At 37.9% G+C, this 16349-nt stretch carries 20 protein-coding genes; 12 read left to right on the top strand and 8 right to left on the bottom strand.

Annotated elements, in window-relative coordinates:
* The first annotated feature begins 177 nt into the window (after positions 1 to 177).
* Positions 178 to 1389, top strand: coding sequence for a cytochrome P450 (locus ACH6EI_RS14335; protein ID WP_028413577.1), 1212 nt, complete (start codon positions 178 to 180; stop codon positions 1387 to 1389).
* Positions 1390 to 1418: 29 nt separating this feature from the next.
* Here ACH6EI_RS14335 and ACH6EI_RS14330 read toward each other — a convergent pair whose 3' ends face one another.
* Positions 1419 to 1997 (bottom strand): LOG family protein, encoded by a 579-nt coding sequence (locus ACH6EI_RS14330; protein ID WP_028413576.1) that lies wholly within the window; start codon positions 1995 to 1997, stop codon positions 1419 to 1421.
* A gap of 308 nt (positions 1998 to 2305) precedes the next feature.
* Here ACH6EI_RS14330 and ACH6EI_RS14325 point away from each other — a divergent pair, with 308 nt between their 5' ends.
* The 3 genes from ACH6EI_RS14325 (at position 2306) to ACH6EI_RS14315 (ending at position 5637) form a co-directional block, all read left to right on the top strand.
* Positions 2306 to 3637 (top strand): NAD-dependent malic enzyme, encoded by a 1332-nt coding sequence (locus ACH6EI_RS14325; protein WP_034265658.1) that lies wholly within the window; start codon positions 2306 to 2308, stop codon positions 3635 to 3637.
* Positions 3638 to 3779: 142 nt separating this feature from the next.
* Positions 3780 to 4262: a PH domain-containing protein gene (locus tag ACH6EI_RS14320; RefSeq protein WP_013056785.1), complete on the top strand. Its 483-nt coding sequence runs from the start codon at positions 3780 to 3782 to the stop codon at positions 4260 to 4262.
* The gene (locus ACH6EI_RS14315) at positions 4255 to 5637 is read left to right on the top strand and encodes a PH domain-containing protein (protein WP_223546552.1); all 1383 of its coding nucleotides are present in this window, start codon (positions 4255 to 4257) and stop codon (positions 5635 to 5637) included. Before ACH6EI_RS14320 ends, ACH6EI_RS14315 begins: the two co-directional genes overlap by 8 nt.
* Before the next feature lie 31 nt (positions 5638 to 5668).
* Here the strand turns inward: ACH6EI_RS14315 and ACH6EI_RS14310 are convergent, their stop codons facing one another.
* Positions 5669 to 7027: a D-serine ammonia-lyase gene (locus ACH6EI_RS14310; protein ID WP_108674640.1), complete on the bottom strand. Its 1359-nt coding sequence runs from the start codon at positions 7025 to 7027 to the stop codon at positions 5669 to 5671.
* Between the two features lie 162 nt (positions 7028 to 7189).
* Here ACH6EI_RS14310 and ACH6EI_RS14305 point away from each other — a divergent pair, with 162 nt between their 5' ends.
* A complete protein-coding gene (locus ACH6EI_RS14305) occupies positions 7190 to 7399 on the top strand; it encodes a cysteine-rich CWC family protein (RefSeq protein ID WP_028413572.1) in 210 nt (69 codons plus the stop codon).
* Position 7400: 1 nt separating this feature from the next.
* Positions 7401 to 8339 (top strand): carbohydrate kinase family protein, encoded by a 939-nt coding sequence (locus ACH6EI_RS14300; protein ID WP_028413571.1) that lies wholly within the window; start codon positions 7401 to 7403, stop codon positions 8337 to 8339.
* Between the two features lie 24 nt (positions 8340 to 8363).
* Here the strand turns inward: ACH6EI_RS14300 and cyoE are convergent, their stop codons facing one another.
* Positions 8364 to 9281, bottom strand: a complete 918-nt coding sequence (gene cyoE, locus ACH6EI_RS14295) for a heme o synthase (RefSeq protein ID WP_013056789.1) — start codon at positions 9279 to 9281, stop codon at positions 8364 to 8366.
* Between the two features lie 391 nt (positions 9282 to 9672).
* On the opposite strand from cyoE, the gene ACH6EI_RS14290 reads away from it, so the two are divergent.
* The 4 genes from ACH6EI_RS14290 to ACH6EI_RS14275 all read left to right on the top strand — a co-directional run bounded on the left by ACH6EI_RS14290 (position 9673) and on the right by ACH6EI_RS14275 (position 12195).
* The gene (locus ACH6EI_RS14290; RefSeq protein ID WP_397377503.1) at positions 9673 to 10287 is read left to right on the top strand and encodes a poly-gamma-glutamate hydrolase family protein; all 615 of its coding nucleotides are present in this window, start codon (positions 9673 to 9675) and stop codon (positions 10285 to 10287) included.
* Between the two features lie 95 nt (positions 10288 to 10382).
* Entirely contained in the window at positions 10383 to 10559 is a 177-nt protein-coding gene (locus ACH6EI_RS14285) for a hypothetical protein (RefSeq protein ID WP_165573411.1), read from the top strand.
* A 68-nt stretch (positions 10560 to 10627) separates the two neighbouring features.
* On the top strand, positions 10628 to 11236 hold the full coding sequence (locus tag ACH6EI_RS14280) for a methyltransferase (protein ID WP_028413569.1): 609 nt from the start codon (positions 10628 to 10630) through the stop codon (positions 11234 to 11236).
* Positions 11237 to 11760: 524 nt separating this feature from the next.
* Positions 11761 to 12195, top strand: a complete 435-nt coding sequence (locus ACH6EI_RS14275) for a MerR family transcriptional regulator (RefSeq protein ID WP_028413568.1) — start codon at positions 11761 to 11763, stop codon at positions 12193 to 12195.
* 60 nt (positions 12196 to 12255) lie between these two features.
* Here ACH6EI_RS14275 and ACH6EI_RS14270 read toward each other — a convergent pair whose 3' ends face one another.
* From ACH6EI_RS14270 to ACH6EI_RS14260, 3 genes are all read right to left on the bottom strand, one after another.
* Positions 12256 to 12468, bottom strand: coding sequence for a hypothetical protein (locus tag ACH6EI_RS14270; RefSeq protein WP_028413567.1), 213 nt, complete (start codon positions 12466 to 12468; stop codon positions 12256 to 12258).
* A 129-nt stretch (positions 12469 to 12597) separates the two neighbouring features.
* Positions 12598 to 12744, bottom strand: coding sequence for a hypothetical protein (locus ACH6EI_RS14265; protein ID WP_098626789.1), 147 nt, complete (start codon positions 12742 to 12744; stop codon positions 12598 to 12600).
* 140 nt (positions 12745 to 12884) lie between these two features.
* On the bottom strand, positions 12885 to 13193 hold the full coding sequence (locus tag ACH6EI_RS14260) for a hypothetical protein (RefSeq protein WP_028413566.1): 309 nt from the start codon (positions 13191 to 13193) through the stop codon (positions 12885 to 12887).
* 221 nt (positions 13194 to 13414) lie between these two features.
* Between ACH6EI_RS14260 and ACH6EI_RS14255 the strand changes: the two genes are divergently transcribed.
* Together ACH6EI_RS14255 and ACH6EI_RS14250 are read left to right on the top strand one after the other, a co-directional pair.
* On the top strand, positions 13415 to 13774 hold the full coding sequence (locus tag ACH6EI_RS14255) for a hypothetical protein (RefSeq protein WP_028413565.1): 360 nt from the start codon (positions 13415 to 13417) through the stop codon (positions 13772 to 13774).
* Positions 13775 to 13851: 77 nt separating this feature from the next.
* The gene (locus tag ACH6EI_RS14250; protein WP_028413564.1) at positions 13852 to 14031 is read left to right on the top strand and encodes a small acid-soluble spore protein H; all 180 of its coding nucleotides are present in this window, start codon (positions 13852 to 13854) and stop codon (positions 14029 to 14031) included.
* A 72-nt stretch (positions 14032 to 14103) separates the two neighbouring features.
* On the opposite strand, the gene ACH6EI_RS14245 is transcribed toward ACH6EI_RS14250, so the two are convergent.
* Both ACH6EI_RS14245 and gltC read right to left on the bottom strand, forming a co-directional pair.
* Complete coding sequence (locus tag ACH6EI_RS14245) at positions 14104 to 15174, bottom strand: DUF3900 domain-containing protein (protein ID WP_028413563.1); 1071 nt, start codon at positions 15172 to 15174, stop codon at positions 14104 to 14106.
* Positions 15175 to 15334: 160 nt separating this feature from the next.
* The gene (gene gltC / locus ACH6EI_RS14240; RefSeq protein WP_013056801.1) at positions 15335 to 16237 is read right to left on the bottom strand and encodes a glutamate biosynthesis transcriptional regulator GltC; all 903 of its coding nucleotides are present in this window, start codon (positions 16235 to 16237) and stop codon (positions 15335 to 15337) included.
* Positions 16238 to 16349: the final 112 nt, after the last annotated feature.

Raw genomic sequence — 16349 nt, 5'->3', positions numbered from 1 at the left:
CCTTAAATAAAATAAGTCTTCTGTATAATTGACAAAATTTTCTGATTATGTCCGTTGAAAGTGAAAAAACCTTGTGATAGTCTGATCAAAAGATATAAAGATGGAAAAAAATTCTTTCATCTGTAGAAGGTCAAAAAACTTAATGAGGTCACTTTTAAACGAAAGAAGGAAGACGAGATGAATCCAAAAGCAGTGAAAAGAGAAAATCGTTATGCTAACTTAATTCCTATGCAAGAAATTAAATCCGTTGAACAGCAGCTTTACCCATTTGATATTTATAACAGTCTGCGTCAAGAAGCACCTATTCGTTACGATGAAAGCCGAAACTGCTGGGATGTATTTGATTATGAAACAGTAAAGTATATTTTAAAAAACCCGTCGCTTTTTTCATCCAAACGAGCAATGGAAGAACGCCAAGAAAGTATCTTAATGATGGATCCTCCAAAACACACAAAATTACGAAACTTAGTGAATAAAGCTTTTACACCAAGAGCTATTCAGCACTTGGAGGGTCATATTGAAGAGATTGCAGATTATTTATTAGATGAAGTAAGCAGCAAAAAAAAGTTTGATATAGTAGAAGATTTTGCTGGACCACTGCCGATTATTGTAATAGCTGAGCTGCTAGGAGTACCTATACAAGATCGAGCGCTGTTTAAAAAGTACTCCGATGACTTAGTGAGCGGTGCTGAAAATAATTCAGACGAAGCTTTTGCGAAAATGATGCAAAAGCGTAATGAAGGGGTGCTTTTTTTACAAGGGTATTTTAAAGAAATTATCGCTGAGCGTCAGAGAAAGAAACAAGAAGATCTGATTTCGCTGCTTTTAGAAGCAGAAATTGACGGCGAACATTTAACAGAAGAGGAAGTACTAGGGTTTTGTATTCTATTGCTAGTAGCAGGCAATGAAACAACAACAAACTTAATTACGAACGGAGTCCGGTATATGACAGAAGACGTAGACATACAGAATGAAGTTCGTCAAGACATATCCCTAGTTCCGAATCTCGTGGAAGAAACGCTCCGCTATTATCCTCCTATTCAAGCGATTGGACGCATAGCCGCTGAAGATGTAGAACTTGGAGAGTGTAAAATTAAAAAAGGGCAGCAGGTAATTAGCTGGGCAGCAAGTGCAAATAGAGATTCAGCTAAGTTTGAACGGTCTAACACTTTTGTCGTGCGTCGTAAAACGAATCCTCACGTAAGCTTTGGTTTTGGCATCCATTTTTGCTTAGGAGCACCGTTAGCAAGAATGGAAGGGAAAATTGCCTTTGCTAAATTACTAGAAAAAGGGGAATTTTCCAAAGTTCAGAATCAGTCTTTAAAGCCAATAGATAGCCCTTTTGTTTTTGGGGTAAAAAAATATGAAATTACTTTTGACAACGCCTGAAAAGCGAGCGCAAATGATGCGCTTGCTTTTTAGCGTTCAGTCTTCCATTTTTGGTCCTCTGAAGGAGACGTATAGGTGTCCATTGAAGAGATAAGCTGTTCGGGAGTATCAGAAATATTGATGAGACGAATAGCAGAATCCGTAGAAAATCCTTCATCTACTGCATGCTGAACCATTTGCATAAGGGGGTTGTAGTAGCCGTTTACATTTAATAACCCCACTGGTTTTTTATGTATGCCAATTTGAGCCCAGCAAAGAGCTTCAAACAGCTCTTCAAATGTCCCGAAACCTCCAGGAAGGGCAATATAAGCATCTGCTAACTCGTGCATAGTTGCTTTTCGCTCGTGCATGCTCTCTACTTCGATGAGTTCTGTCAGCGCGGTATGAACAATTTCACCGCTAAACAAACCGCGGGGCATAATACCAATGACTTCGCCCCCATGTTCAAGCATTTCATTTGCGACTTCTCCCATCAGGCCCATTCGTGAGCCTCCGTAAATCAGCCGGTAGTTTTCTTGGGCCATGTAGCGTCCTAGCGAGACGGCGGCCTCTTTATATTCTGTTTTTATTCCTGCGCTTGATCCTGCAAACACACAAATTGATTTCAATTTCTTCACTCCTTTGTTTCTTCTCTATATAAGTCTTTTCTGTTTATGAACAACAAAATCCTTCTTAATAATTTATGAATTTTCACAATGTCATCGCTTGATTATTCTAAAAACTTTGCTTATAATCAAAGCGAAACATCTGTTTGAAAGCGTTATCTATTTCTTTTCTTTTGATGAAAAAGAGAGTACGCATAGATCTACTTGTAAGATAAGTAGATAATATGAACTTATGGGAGATTGGACCGTTTTAAACGCTTCATTAGTAAGTATACGTACTTGCAGGATTAGGACAAGGGGGATATGGGGATATGATGAATAATTTAATACGCACATTAATGGTACAAACACCGACTGTACCAGGAAACTTAGGAAGAGTAGCAACAGCCATTGGAAATGTTGGAGGAGACATTGGCGAGGTTGAAACCGTTAAAGTAGGACATAACTACACGATGAGAAGTATTACGGTTCAAGTAGAAAGTGAAGACCAGCTTGAGGAATTGCTTGAAGCGGTTCGCAGTTTAGAAGGCATTACTTTACATACAGTATCAGATGAAGTTCTTCATGCGCATGAAGGCGGTAAAATTCAAATGAAAAGCAAAATGAAAATTGAGTCGATCGCTGACTTAAGAAGAGTATATACACCAGGTGTAGCAAACGTTTGCCGTGCTATTCAAGAACAGCCCGACAAAGCTAAAATTTATACGAGCATTGGAAACACGGTTGCGATTGTAACGGATGGTACCGCTATACTAGGACTAGGGAATATTGGTCCAGTTGCAGGAATGCCTGTTATGGAAGGAAAAGCTGCGTTATTTGATCAGCTTGCCAGTGTAAACGCTATCCCTATTTTGTTGAATGTAAATGAGCCGGAAGAAATCATTCAAACGGTTAAAAATATTTCACCAGGATTTGGCGGTATTTTACTAGAAGATATAGGGTCGCCTCACTGCTTTGAAATTGAAGAACGTTTAAAAGAAGAGCTAGATATTCCAGTTATGCATGATGATCAACACGGAACAGCAGTTGTGACGCTAGCAGCAGCTATCTCAGCTTGTCGCAGCACAGGTGTGAATTTGAAAGAAGCAAAAGTAGGGCAGATTGGTTTAGGAGCTGCTGGTATCGCTACTTGCAGAATGTTCATGGCTTACGGTGTCAAACAGGTGATAGGAGCTGATAAGTCTCCTGAAGCGAATGAGCGCTTGGTCAGCTACGGTGGAAAAGTAGCGGATTCATTAGAAGAGCTTATGGAGAACTGTGATATTGTTATTGCGACAACAGGTGTACCTGGCTTAATACAGAAAGAATGGATTCGAAAAGGGCAAATCATTTTAGCACTTTCTAATCCAAAACCAGAAATTGAACCTGAAGATGCTCTTGAAGCAGGAGCTATTTATGCTACTGACGGAAGGTCAGTGAATAATGTGCTTGGATTCCCAGGTATTTTCAGAGGAGTATTAAATGCGGGAGTGCGTGATATTACGCATACGATGCTTGTAGCTGCAGCTGAAGCCATTGCAAATTCAACGCGTCCAGGCGATTTAGTTCCTCACCCTCTTAATCTAGCTGTACACGAAGCAGTATCTGAAGCAGTTGAAAGAGCGGCTGTTGCACACGGAGAGAAAGACGGCGTTTATCGATAACAAACAAGGCTGCCTCGAAATAGGCAGCCTTGTTTGTTTTTTATCAAAAAATAATAAGAAAATAGTAAACGATGAAACTTTTTTCCTTTTTTAACGTAATATAGTAATAGAAATAGTAAAAAAGGTAGAGAAAGGAGTTTTTATGGAGTTTGAACATTTAAAGGGCAAATTGCCCCTCGAGGCTAAAAAAGCGATGCGCTGGCAATCCATTTTTACGCATAGCCTGTGGCTTCTGGCAACAGCGGGTTATTTTCTACTCGTTCATTTTTTTGATTGGTGGTCAATTATTGGATGGATATCAGCTGGACTATTAGTCGTGAGCTTTATCATATATACAATTATAGCTCCAAATGTATATATGAATGTATATTCATATGAAGTAACAGATACTCAAATTGATGTGCAAAGAGGGCTCTTCATCTGGTATCATACGAAAATTCCCCTTGTGAAAGTACAGCACGTTGAAACGTTGACAGGGCCGATTTTTCGAAAATTTGACTTGGCATCTGTTAAAATCATCACAGCAGCTGGAAGCGTCGAAATTCCTGCACTCGTACAAAGAGATGCTGAAGCACTGCGAGAGTATATTGCTAGACTAGCAGAGGTAGATGATGAAGATGAGTAAGCGGCTGCATCCGCTATATATTGCAATAGCATTTATTGAACATATAAAAAATAATATCCTGCCTTTTGTGTTTGTATTTATCGTCAATCGGCACCTGTTGTTTACATATTGGTGGGCAACGCTATTAGCGGGAGGCGTAGTCGCTTTATTTGCTTTTTTTACCTGGAGGGAATTTCGTTATGAAGTAACGGAAACGGAAGTGCGTCTGTATAAAGGGATTTTTAAAAAAGAAAAACGATTTATTCAACGAAATCGCATTCAATCGATTCAGTTAGATCAGCCGTTTGTCTTTAGAATTCTTCGCTTAGCCCGGCTTCGTATTGACACGGCCAGCAGCGGTACGGATGCTGAAATTGATTTATCTGGTATTTCACTAAAAGAAGCGCACCATCTTAAAGATACGTTAAAGCTGTCAGGGAGTCAGCCGGAAATAACAGAAAAAAGTCCTGAACGTATGATGAAAGTGTCGGTGAAACAGCTGGCGTTAGCTGCTGCGTTTTCCGGGAATTTTGGCTATATATTTGCTGCTCTTGGTTTTCTCTATCAGTATATTGATACGTATATCAACCGCTGGGTGAAGACAGCTTACGAAGAAGTGATTCATCAATCGATGCTTGGTTTATTTGTATTAGTCGCTGCAATTGTGGTGCTTGCTTATTTGTTGTCTATCGTTTTATATGTGATACGATTTGGCGGTTTTACAGTGGAACGCTACGATCATTATCTACATATTAAATACGGACTATTAAATAAGAAATCCCTTACGATTCCTTTTCATAAAATACAGGCTGTTACGATAGAGGAAGGGTTGGTTCGACGCTTATTTGGATGGTCTTCCGTTTCGTTAAATGTCGTAACCTCTGATTTAAAAGAAAAGGTCTATTTACACCCGTTTATCCAGCAAAAAGAGATTTCATCGTTAATGAACGTATATGTCCCGCACTACGAATATATAAAGTGTCCAAGAAATACAGCTATTCAATATGCATGGTACCCATTACTATTACCGCTCTTGTTATTTGTAGCGGCAGGGATTGGCATCAGCTTTTGGAAATCAATGTTCGTGTGGGTTATTGCTGTGCTATGCCTTGCATATGTACTTATTCACTGGTTGGGCTATCGCCAAGGCGGCTTAATGATGAACGAGGTATTTGTCGCTATTCGCTCACAGTTTTTAACACGAAAAACAACGATTATTAGAAGGAAGAAAGTGGAGCAAATTGAGGTGTTTGCAGGCACCTTTTTATGGAAAAAAGGATACAGGAAAATAAAAATTTCAACTATGGGTACAAGCGGCAGCTATAAATCGGGATATTTTCCATTTGAAATTTGGCATCCTATCTTTCTGCAAGCTACTTCTTCTAAAAAGGCATGAAGAACATCATTGTTCTTCATGCCTTTTGACGTTATCTATTCATTAAATTTTTTCCTTGCTCGTAATAGCTATTCATCACGTCAGCGGGCACCATACTGCCTCCAGTTGACCATACAAGGTGAGTAGCTTTTGACATATCGTTTTCTAGTGCTTGCGCTTGTATATAGGAAGACCCGCTTTCCATCAGGTGAAGAGGCCCTTGTAAACCAGCCGCTGCTGAAGGTTCTATATACATATTTTCACGATTGGCTAGCTCATAAATAAATCGGAAAAGCTGATCATCTTCTACAGTATAAATTCCGCTAATAAGCGATTTTATCGTTTCGCCTACAAAGCTAGATGGCCTTCCTACAGCTAGTCCATCGGCAGCTGTTATGTTATCAAGTCCAATATCGGTAACGGAAATGCCATCATGCAGCTCGGTCATTAATCCGAGCAGCATGCAAGGAGAGTGAGTAGGTTCAGCAAAAAAGCAGTGAACATGATCACCGTATATTGCTTTTAATCCAAACGTAATACCGCCAGGACCTCCCCCTACTCCGCAAGGTAAATAGACAAATAAAGGATGTTCAGCGTCTACTTGAATTTGCAGCTCGGCTAGCTGCTTTTCCAAGCGTAAGGCAGCGACGGAATAACCAAGAAATAAATCTCTAGACTGCTCATCGTCAATAAAATGACAGGCGGGGTCTGCTTCGGCTTGCTTTCGTCCTTCTTCCACGGCTTTTCCGTAGTCAGACTGATATTCAATAACGGTTACGCCTTTCGAACGAAGCAAATCTTTTTTCCATTTCTTCGCATCGGCTGACATATGGACGGTGACGTTAAAGCCGAGAGCGGCGCTTATAATACCAATGCTTAAACCTAAATTACCGGTAGATCCTACTGCAATAGAATAAGAAGAAAATAACTTTTTACATCGTTCTTCAGCTAGAAGAGCATAGCTGTCTTCTTCGGTAAGCAGCCCTTCTTTGGTAGCAAGACTTTCAGCAAATTTTAATACTTCATAAATGCCGCCTCTTGCTTTAATAGAACCTGATATAGGAAGATCGTGATCGCATTTCATCAATAATTTTCCTTGCAGCTCGTTATTCATTTGTTGATTTAAATAGTCTTTCATGTATGCAATTTCTTGAAGAGGTGATTCAATGATTCCTTTTGATGCTTTTAGCTCCGGAAAAGCGATTTGAAGAAAAGAAGAAAAGCGAGAAAGTCGCTCTTTTGCATCTTTTATATCTTTGGTATGTAAAGAAAGAGACGAAAGTGCTTCTTGAGCAGGTTTTAAATAAGGATTTATCCAAAGTATTTCCTGTTTATTGATTAAAGGTGTTAATAAAGGATATTCACGCATCCATGTAGCAAGGGGTTTTTGGTGAAATAAATGTATCGTCATAAAGGCTCCTTTCTCAATATGTTATTTCCTTTATATGTATAGTATCAAGAATAGAAGAAGTTGAAAACGAAAATATCAAAAAGCAGAAAGCGCATTTTAACTGCCTCTTGTATACTAATAAAGATAACTTATACAACTGCATAGAAAAAAGGAGAGGAATTTATGGCATTTTCAGGCGATGATAGCAGATGTCCTATCTGCGAAGAGAAAAATAACTGTGCTTCTGTACAAGGCAGAGAAATAGAAAAGTGTTGGTGCATGCAGAAAGTTTTTACTCCTGATTTGTTTAAACAAATTCCTTTGGAAAGCAGAGGGAAAGCGTGTGTATGCGTCAAATGCGTTGCGAGACAGAAGGAAGAAGGTGGGGATTAACGTGAAAAAAGGAATTATTTCATACGGTGAGGCATTTATTGATTTTATCGCTAAAAATGAATCTAACACTGACTTTGACCCTTTTTTAGGAGGCACAACCGTTAATGTAGCAGTTGGAGTTCAGAAGTTAGGAGCAAAAGCATCTTATATCTGCAAGTTAGGGAGTGATGAAACAAGTGATTTTGTAAGAAAGAAGCTTTTAATTGAAGGAGTAAACCAAAGCGGCTGTGTAACTTCGGTGACGAAAAAAGTTTGTGAAGTGTATGTACATAAAAGTAAAGAAGGAGATCGTTACTTTCATTCCTACATAGATTCTACCCCTCATGAGCAAGTGTATAAATATGAGCTGCAGGAAGCTCTATTTGAGAAGGCAGCGATTTTTTATTTTGGATCAGGCACTTTGTTTCATCCGATTTCCCAGGAAACTACAAGAGAAGCTGTGAGGCTCGCAAAAAAATATCTTATGCTGGTAGCTTTTGATCCGAATATTCGAATGAAAAGATGGGAAAGTGAAGCAGCATGTAGAAATATTGTAACATCGTTTTTGTACGAAACAGATATTTTGAAAATCTCTCAAGATGAGCTCCTATTTTTGATGAATTCAACAGATCTGGCAGAAAGCCTAGAAAAACTGAGAGCGTATCATATTCCGTTCGTATGGGTCACTCAAGGAGAAAAGGGCGCAGTAGCCGTTACTGCAAATCAAATGCTTCATGTGAGTGCAAAGAAAGTACAGGCGATAGATACAACAGGAGCGGGTGATGCATTTATGGCAGGAATTCTCTGGTGTATTCATGAAAAAGGTTTGCCTGAAAGTGAGGAGTCATGTAAGCAGTACACAATGTTTGCCAACGCGTTAGGTGGAGCAGTTTCGGCGAGATACGGAGGAATGATTTCGCTTAAAGCAAAAGATGTATCTAATATAAAAGCAGGTAGCTGATAGCTACCTGCTTTTGAGCATTTATTATTTAAAAAATGACAGTATAATCATAAGGGCAAAAATAATCGTAAGATGGTTCAATGAGAACACAAACATTAAAGTAGCCCATTTTGTATCTTCTAATTTTTTAAATCCAACAATTCCAAGAAGCATCCACACGAGTGTTAAACCGAACATTGTAAATGCGATAATTTTACTAAACGATAAAAATAAGAACGATGCCGCTAGTAAAATAACTAGGTATACAAGCGTTTGGACTTTGGAACGACGGATACCTTTTACTACAGGAAGCATTGGTACACCTGCGGCTTTATATTCCTCAAGTCTTCTAATCGCAATAGCGTAGAAGTGAGGAGGCTGCCATAAAAACATAAATACAAACAATCCAATTGCTACCGGATGAAATAAGTCTGGTGAAATAGCGGCCCAGCCAATGATTGGAGGCATAGCTCCAGAAATACTTCCGACTTCGGTATTATAAATGGTTGTACGTTTTGTAAGCATAGTATAAGGCACTACATAAAAGAAAAATCCTAAAATACCCATAATGGCGGCCATGTTAGAAACTAAAAATAAAATACCTACACCAATAACAAATAAAGCCAGTCCTAACCATAGAGCAAATTTAGGGTTGACCGCTCCTGTTACCGTCGGTCTGTCTTTTGTACGTTTCATGATTGCATCGATATCACGGTCATAGAAGTTATTAACTGCCCCAGCTCCTCCTACGACAAAGGATGTCCCAATTAAAGCCAAAATAATGATAGGAATTTGTGTCACAAAGCTTAAGTCATTAACAGCAATTGCGAGACAAAGCCCAGCAACCATTCCTAGTGAGTTCGATTTAATAATCCCAGTTTTTATAATAGCACTGATTACTTCCCGGGAAAAATACTGATTGATAGGAAGTGATTCCTTTGTGATAACTTCGGTATTTTTCACAGCAATTCTCCTTTTTGAGCTTATTCTTACATGAATAAACCTAATCTTTATTAATCAACTAAACTATTTTAACAAAAAAATATCGTAATTACATCAAGGTTGCTCGTAAAATTTGTTAACATTCCTTGAACTTTTTTAAAAAACAAAGAAAAATGTCGAATTTCCGACTGAAAATAAGTACATCCTTTATTATAAGATAAAAATGGAATGCTTAAAAACGAAAATTTTGACTATCTGGTGAACTTTTAACGAGCAAGAAACTCGAACTTAATCGTACCATATTTATTGGTAATTGCAATCACATAGTATGTGATGAAAGAAAAGATGTGGTACATTAAAGAAAGAACTAATAAGTTTATTTACTATGTCTTATTCACAAGGAGGATATATGATGCCAGATAAATATGCTAGCTTCTCTGAACTTGCCTCTTATGAAGTATACAACCAAGACTACAAAATTCAATTTGAAATCAGACCTTCTAACATTATTATGCTCGCGATACACGGCGGAGGTATCGAAACTGGAACATCCGAACTTGCTGTTGGCCTAGCGGGCAACGAATACTCGTACTATTTATTTGAAGGGTTAAAGAAATCAGGAAATGCCGATCTTCATATCACATCCACTCATTTTGATGAACCTCATGCGTTAACGATTATATCAAAAGAAGACTATGCAGTATCTTTTCATGGATACAACGACAAAAGTGAAAAGCATACTAAAATCGGCGGTGCTGACAAAGCGTTAAGGTCCAAAGTACATGAAGCGCTTGTTTCTAAAGGCTTTAGTACAGAAATTTTATCAGATCAAGATCCTGTTTCCGGTACCAGCCCTAGAAATATAACCAATAAAACAGCTAGGCGGATGGGTGTGCAAATTGAGATAAGTAAAGGGCAAAGAGAAGCTTTTTTTTCAACTAACACGAGAAATGAACGTAAAAATTCGAAAACCCAGGAATTTTTTGAGTATATATCAGCTATTAGAAGTGCATTTCCTCTTAGATAAATCAGATACGTTTAGTATTTATTAAACAGGTTAGATTTATTACGGACATGTTTGTGGTATACATATAGTAACTACATAAACTGGAGGAGATAATCATGAAAAAGTTTGACCAAGAAGATACCCTAGAACGACTTAAAGCCTCTTATCGATATTTAAAAAGCATAGACATACCAGAAATCAGCACATTAGATGATCAAAAACGAGCGGAAGCTGTGCAGTTAATCGAAGAGATTGGTCTTAAAATATCAGAAATGCGCGTAAAAGTAGAGTGAGTAAAAAGAGAAAGAAGGACATCTGTCCTTCTTTCTCTTTTTCGACAACTATAAACAGGAGATTGGCCATGAATGAACAATATTATGACGCTTTATTAAATATAAAAACAACGGGAGAACAAAAGGGATTTAATGATTCATTTCATTACCATCGTTATGAACCCACGCCTTATAGTGCATTAGAAGCACTTTTCAGTCAGTATGAGCTAACAAGCAGCGATAGAATTGTCGACTTCGGGTGTGGGAAAGGAAGGCTGAATTTTTATGTGAACTACCTATGTAATGCCACCGCTGTAGGGATAGAAATGAATGAGCACTTCTATGAGCAGGCCATAGATAATCAGAGGCGCTATTTAAAAAAAGCCAAGGGCCGAAAAAGTCATATTTATTTTCAGTGTTGTTTAGCCCAGGAATATAAGATTCACCCACTAGACAACTGCTTTTATTTTTTTAATCCTTTTTCAGTTCAAATTTTTATCCAAGTAGTGAACAATATTTTGCTTTCGTGGGAAGAGAATAAGCGCGAGATTGATTTAATTTTGTATTATAGTTCAGAGGATTATCTTCATCATCTCGAAAAACACCCTTCTTTCATTTTAAAAGAAGAGGTAATGCTGCCAGAGTTGAATCGTAAAAATCCATATGAACGGTTTTTGATTTATAAAGTAGCTTATTAAGACGACTTATTTACTATTTCATAAAGGTGTATCGTCGCTCGTTCTATTTAACAAATCAGCAGGGGCTAGAAAAAGACCTGCTGATTTTATTTATAACTTTTTAGAAATTAAAGCATAACACTTTATTATGTAAGCGCTTTCTGTTATAATGAAACTAGGTTGGATAGCATGCGTGGCTATCGGTGTACTCAGCGCAGGCGGGGCTAGTACAGAAAGAGAAGGCTACATACAAGTTAATAAACATTTAGTCGATAGAAATAAGAAGTCTCAAAAACAAATTTATTAATTTGTATGCTAAATCGTAAATTAACAGAAACGGCATTTATGATAAGGTTTTAGAGAAAAGAACCCAGCATATACTGTATAAGCAATTTTTTTACTCTAAAAAAGGGTGAAGAAATTGCTTATTTATTTTTAAATAAGTGCACAGCTGTTCAGATTTGTTTTGAGATATCTAGCGTTAGTGTATAATAGTAAAAAGTACGAAAAGTTGACATTGTTAATTGATTAAAGGGGATTTAAAAATGAGTGAACTAAAAATAGATGATGTAGCGAAGCAAAGCGGTTTAACAAAACGTACGATTCGTTATTATGAACAAATTGGACTGATGCCAGCACCTCCAAGAAGTGAAGGTGGATTTCGTCTGTACACGGAAGAACACGTAGAATTCTTAAAGAAAATTACGAATGCCAAAGAAGTCATGGGTTTTTCACTTCAAGAATTACAGGAATTTCTTGCTTTAAGTGATACTCTTGAAATACAAAAGATGGATTATAGGCAAGTGAAAGGAACAAGTCAACAAAAAGAAAAGTTAGAGCGAGTGTTACATACGGTAGAAGAGCAGCTCAAGCTGATTGAACAGAAAAAGAAAAACATCTTAAAAGTAGAGTCTGACCTTCTGTCACTGAGAGATCGTGCTAAGGCTGCAATTGTAAAATTCGAGCAGGAAGAATCATAAAAAGCAGGCGCATTCACCAGAAGAGTGCGTCTGCTTTTATGTGTTTTATAGGGAATTTATTTATGATTGTGAAGAGTTTTCTTCTAGCTGTACCCCTAAAAGAAGTAGAATAGCCTGTATCCCGTCGGCTTTTCCGCTGTGAAAGCTTCTTGTTTCAGCATCCAAAGCTTCATTTACAGATTCCATCATATTTGATTCGTATAAGTCTAAAATCAATTGTTTTCCTTCCGGACTCAAATGCAGCTGCCCGCGTTCCTTCATTTTAAACTTCAACTTCTTCAACTCCCTTTCCCATAATACTATCAGTATACAAAATTAATAACATTTACGTAAACGTTAATTTTTGTATGTGGACAGAAGAACGTATTAAGTATAGGTACTAAGTGAGGGGAGAGATACTGGTTATCCTTTGCTTGTTTTAATGTTTGTCAGCTTATAGCCGCAAGCTGAGCATATATAGATAACGTTTTGATTGGACTGAGCAGTTAAAACGGTAGCGAGCTCTTTTTGAGAATGACAGTTAGGACAAATAACAACAGGGGATTTCATGTGATTTTCTCCTTTTCTTTTTTATAGTCGAATTTTATTTTATGTAAAGTTTAATCAAATATCCTTCGTGCTATCAAAAACGACGGAAGATATGTAAAAAGCATTCTCGCTCAAAAGAAACGGGAATGCTTAAGGTAAGTTTAAAATCCGTCCTGGCTTGCTGTAAATGGAATGTTAAGTCTTCTTTCTACATTGCGTAAGCGCTGATTTAATCTGTTTATACGGTCAGTATGTCGCTCCACAATTCGATTTAAACGAGTAATTTCTCTGACTTGCTCCTCATTTTGTCTCTCAAGAGCACGAATTCTTCGTTCAAATCCTCCAAGATTTTGAAGCTGCTGTCTTTCATCGTATTCTTCATGCTGTGGTACGTAAGGGGGATAGTATTGTTGAACTGAGTAATCAACTTGCTGAGGAATATATCCAGGGTTGAAATAATAAGGGTTCATTAGGGCACCGCTCCTTTTAAATAGTAACTTCAAATCAAACACGATATAACGTATGCGAAGATAAGAAAAATGCTATAGGCACATACCTAAAGACATTCTGTATTTTAAAAAAGGAAAGTATTTTTAAGAGGAAAAAGGAGATAGCAAACCCTTTCTTGAATATGCAAAATAGAAAAGCTTCTTTTTTAGACACTTTATTTAAGAAAGAGGGAAAGTGACCGATGGCTCAAGGGAAACAAAAACCAGCACCTAAAATAGAAGAATCAAAAGCTCCGCCTGCAAAGAAACAAAAGCCGAAGAGCCGCAGCACCAAAAAAGCTCCGCCTCCTACATCGCCCTGGGTAAAAGCTGCTTCCATTTTATCTAACATTGATTTCATTCGTTTGTTTCGCGTGCTGTTTCTTGCTTTGGCGGTTGGTTTTATTGTGTATCAATATATTTTACTTACAAAAGGGGTCTTCATCAAAACATACGTAGACCTTTGGCATCATCACAAAATGATCTTGCTAGCTGGAGCTGCATTTATTATCTATACTTCTTTCATCTTTTACCTTGGCTACCGCACCGCTAAAAAGCGCTAGAACGATTATAAACGGCGAATATCATCCATTCTTTAAGCAAACCTTATATGTATATCAGCATAGAGGGGGGAAGAAACGTGGACAAGCAGCGAGCAAAACAAATTGCTGATTCACCCGTTATGGCTAACGTTACGTATAACGATACGGCCGTTTATATTCAACATGTAAGCGAAGAAAATGATACGGCAAGAATTTATCCGCTAGGTCAGCCGGAAAATGAACAAAATGTTGCGGTGAGTCAATTAGTAGAGAATTAAGGTGGATAAATAGAGCTACTAGTTCAGTTAAATAAAAGGAAGAGAGCAGATACACAGCTCTCTTCCTTTTATTTATTCTTCCCATTTCTTACTGTTAATCTTCTCAATAATCCCGTGCAAATCACCAGGCTTATGAAACTCAATCGGAGACGCGCCTTTTTCAAACAGAATCGATTCCGCTTCAATTAACGCCACGTAGCGTCCGTTCACTTTCGCTAAGTGAATATTCTCCCCAAAATCAGCTAACAGTCCTTTAATCTCGGTTTCGCCAAGCTTCATTTTTAGCTCGGCATCAGGCGTATGCTCGACGATATGAGCAGCGGCTTCCATGACTTGATGGGTATCCAAACGTTCTTGAAGCTCACGCTTTTCGCTTGTTGCCCACAGTTCCATGTCTGATTCAAACTGTTCAAGCTCTACGCTTTCTGCTTCAAGCGTTTCGCTGACGTGTTCACGCACCATATCCATCACTTGTGTTTTCATAATCTCAGGCATGGGCTCGTTGTAATCAATGAATTTCAAAAAGTCTTCAAAATAACGGGCGTGAGACGCTTGGTGGATAACGAGTTCGCTTTCTTCCACCATGCCTTCTTCAGGCATGTATGGGTATTGAATGGATTTCATGTTTTTAGTAGTAATCGCCATTTCTACGTGACGAATAAGGGTTGATTCATCTGAAATTGAAGCCACTTTTGGTTCGAAGTCACATTTTAAAATAAACACAAAAGCATGATCAAAATATTTTCTTGGAACAGCAGATACCACTAAAAATGCTCCTCCTCGAACGGCTGCAGTATCAAGGTACGCATTGATAAACTGTTCGCTGTTTTCTTCAAATTCTTCTTTGGTTGTGGCAAAACGAGTGCGGTGAAATAAATTATAATTAGGGTTTGAGTCGAGAGCGTGTCCCGGTTCAACTATAAAATACCCGAGCTTTGTAGGCACTTGTTCTGCTTTGGGGTGTCGCTCTACTTTGCGCTTTACAATTTTTTTAAATTCACCGTCTAAAAAATCTTTAATGGAACTTTCTTCATATTCTTCCGTATCAAGCGTTTGAAAATGCTTATATTGTTTAGAGGCCTGTTCTTCTTTTCCTTCTACTTGTATTACGTAAAATGATAAAAAATTAATTTTAAAATCCATAGCAGTCACCTTGTTTCTTTTTAGTCAGTTACTTCAGTATAAGAAAGAGTCTGGTAAGCGTCAATGCCTGTTAGCTTTAGGGGAAAAAGATCTATTTATACAATTGATCAGCTGAGGAATAGTGTGTAAAGCAAAGAATAGGAGAGGCAGGGGGCCTCTCTTATTTATACTGTTCCAAACGTTCAAAAAAGGTTTTGACAAACTTATAAAAAATTTTATCAGAAGGTGCTAAATCACGATTTCTAGGAATAATCATTCCGACTGTCCGCTGAAGCTGCGGCGTATGAATAGGAAGTTTAGTCGTAAAACGAGGAGTCGTTTCAGACACTGTACTTTCAGGAAGAAGCGTCACGCCAATTCCTGCAGATACAAGACCTTTAATCGCATCTAAATCTTCTCCTTCAGATGAAATATTGGGCATGAATCCTGCTTGTTTGCAAGCGTCAAAGGCCATTTTATGTAAAATGAATCCTTTTGGAAATAGCACAAAATCTTCATTTCTTAAATCCCGCAGCCGAATGTTATCCCGTTCAGCGAGCGGGTGATGAGAAGGAACAAGGGCTAAAAGATTTTCAGTGAATAGAATATGCCCTTCAATACTCTGATCTTCTACAGGTACAGGGCCTAAAAAAGCGATATTGATATCTCTTTTTTTAACCGATTCAATTAAAAATTTGTACGAACCTTGTCTAAGATGAAAAGCAACATTTGGGTGTTCTTCTTTAAAGGCTGATATAATAGTAGGAAGAAGGTGACTAGCAAGACTTGTTGGAAATCCGATTTTAATCGTTCCTCTTTCGGGATCCAAGTATTCATCAATTTGTTCTTTCGCATAGTCAATAGCTTTCATAGCCGTCTCCGTATGCTCAAGAAAGACTTTTCCTATTGCTGTTAACTTGACATTTCTTCCTTCACGTTTGAATAAACTAACACCTAGCTCAGATTCCAGGTTCGCAATTTGACGGCTGATTGCTGATTGAGCTACATGCAGATATTCTGCCGCCTCAGATACGTGTTCTCTTTTTGCAACTTCCATAAAATAGCGTAATTGACGCAGTTCCATAAGCATCCTCCATCTATATATATCAAAATTAGATTGGTTTTATCTAAATTATATATTGTTTATATTGATTTGAAAACTTACAATGTAAACAGGTGATCTTAAAAAGATAAAG

The organism is Priestia sp. JSM ZJ58 (genome assembly GCF_044383985.1).
In the GTDB taxonomy this organism is placed as follows: Bacteria; Bacillota; Bacilli; order Bacillales; family Bacillaceae_H; genus Priestia; species Priestia zanthoxyli.
This window is presented reverse-complemented; position numbering and strand designations above follow the sequence as displayed.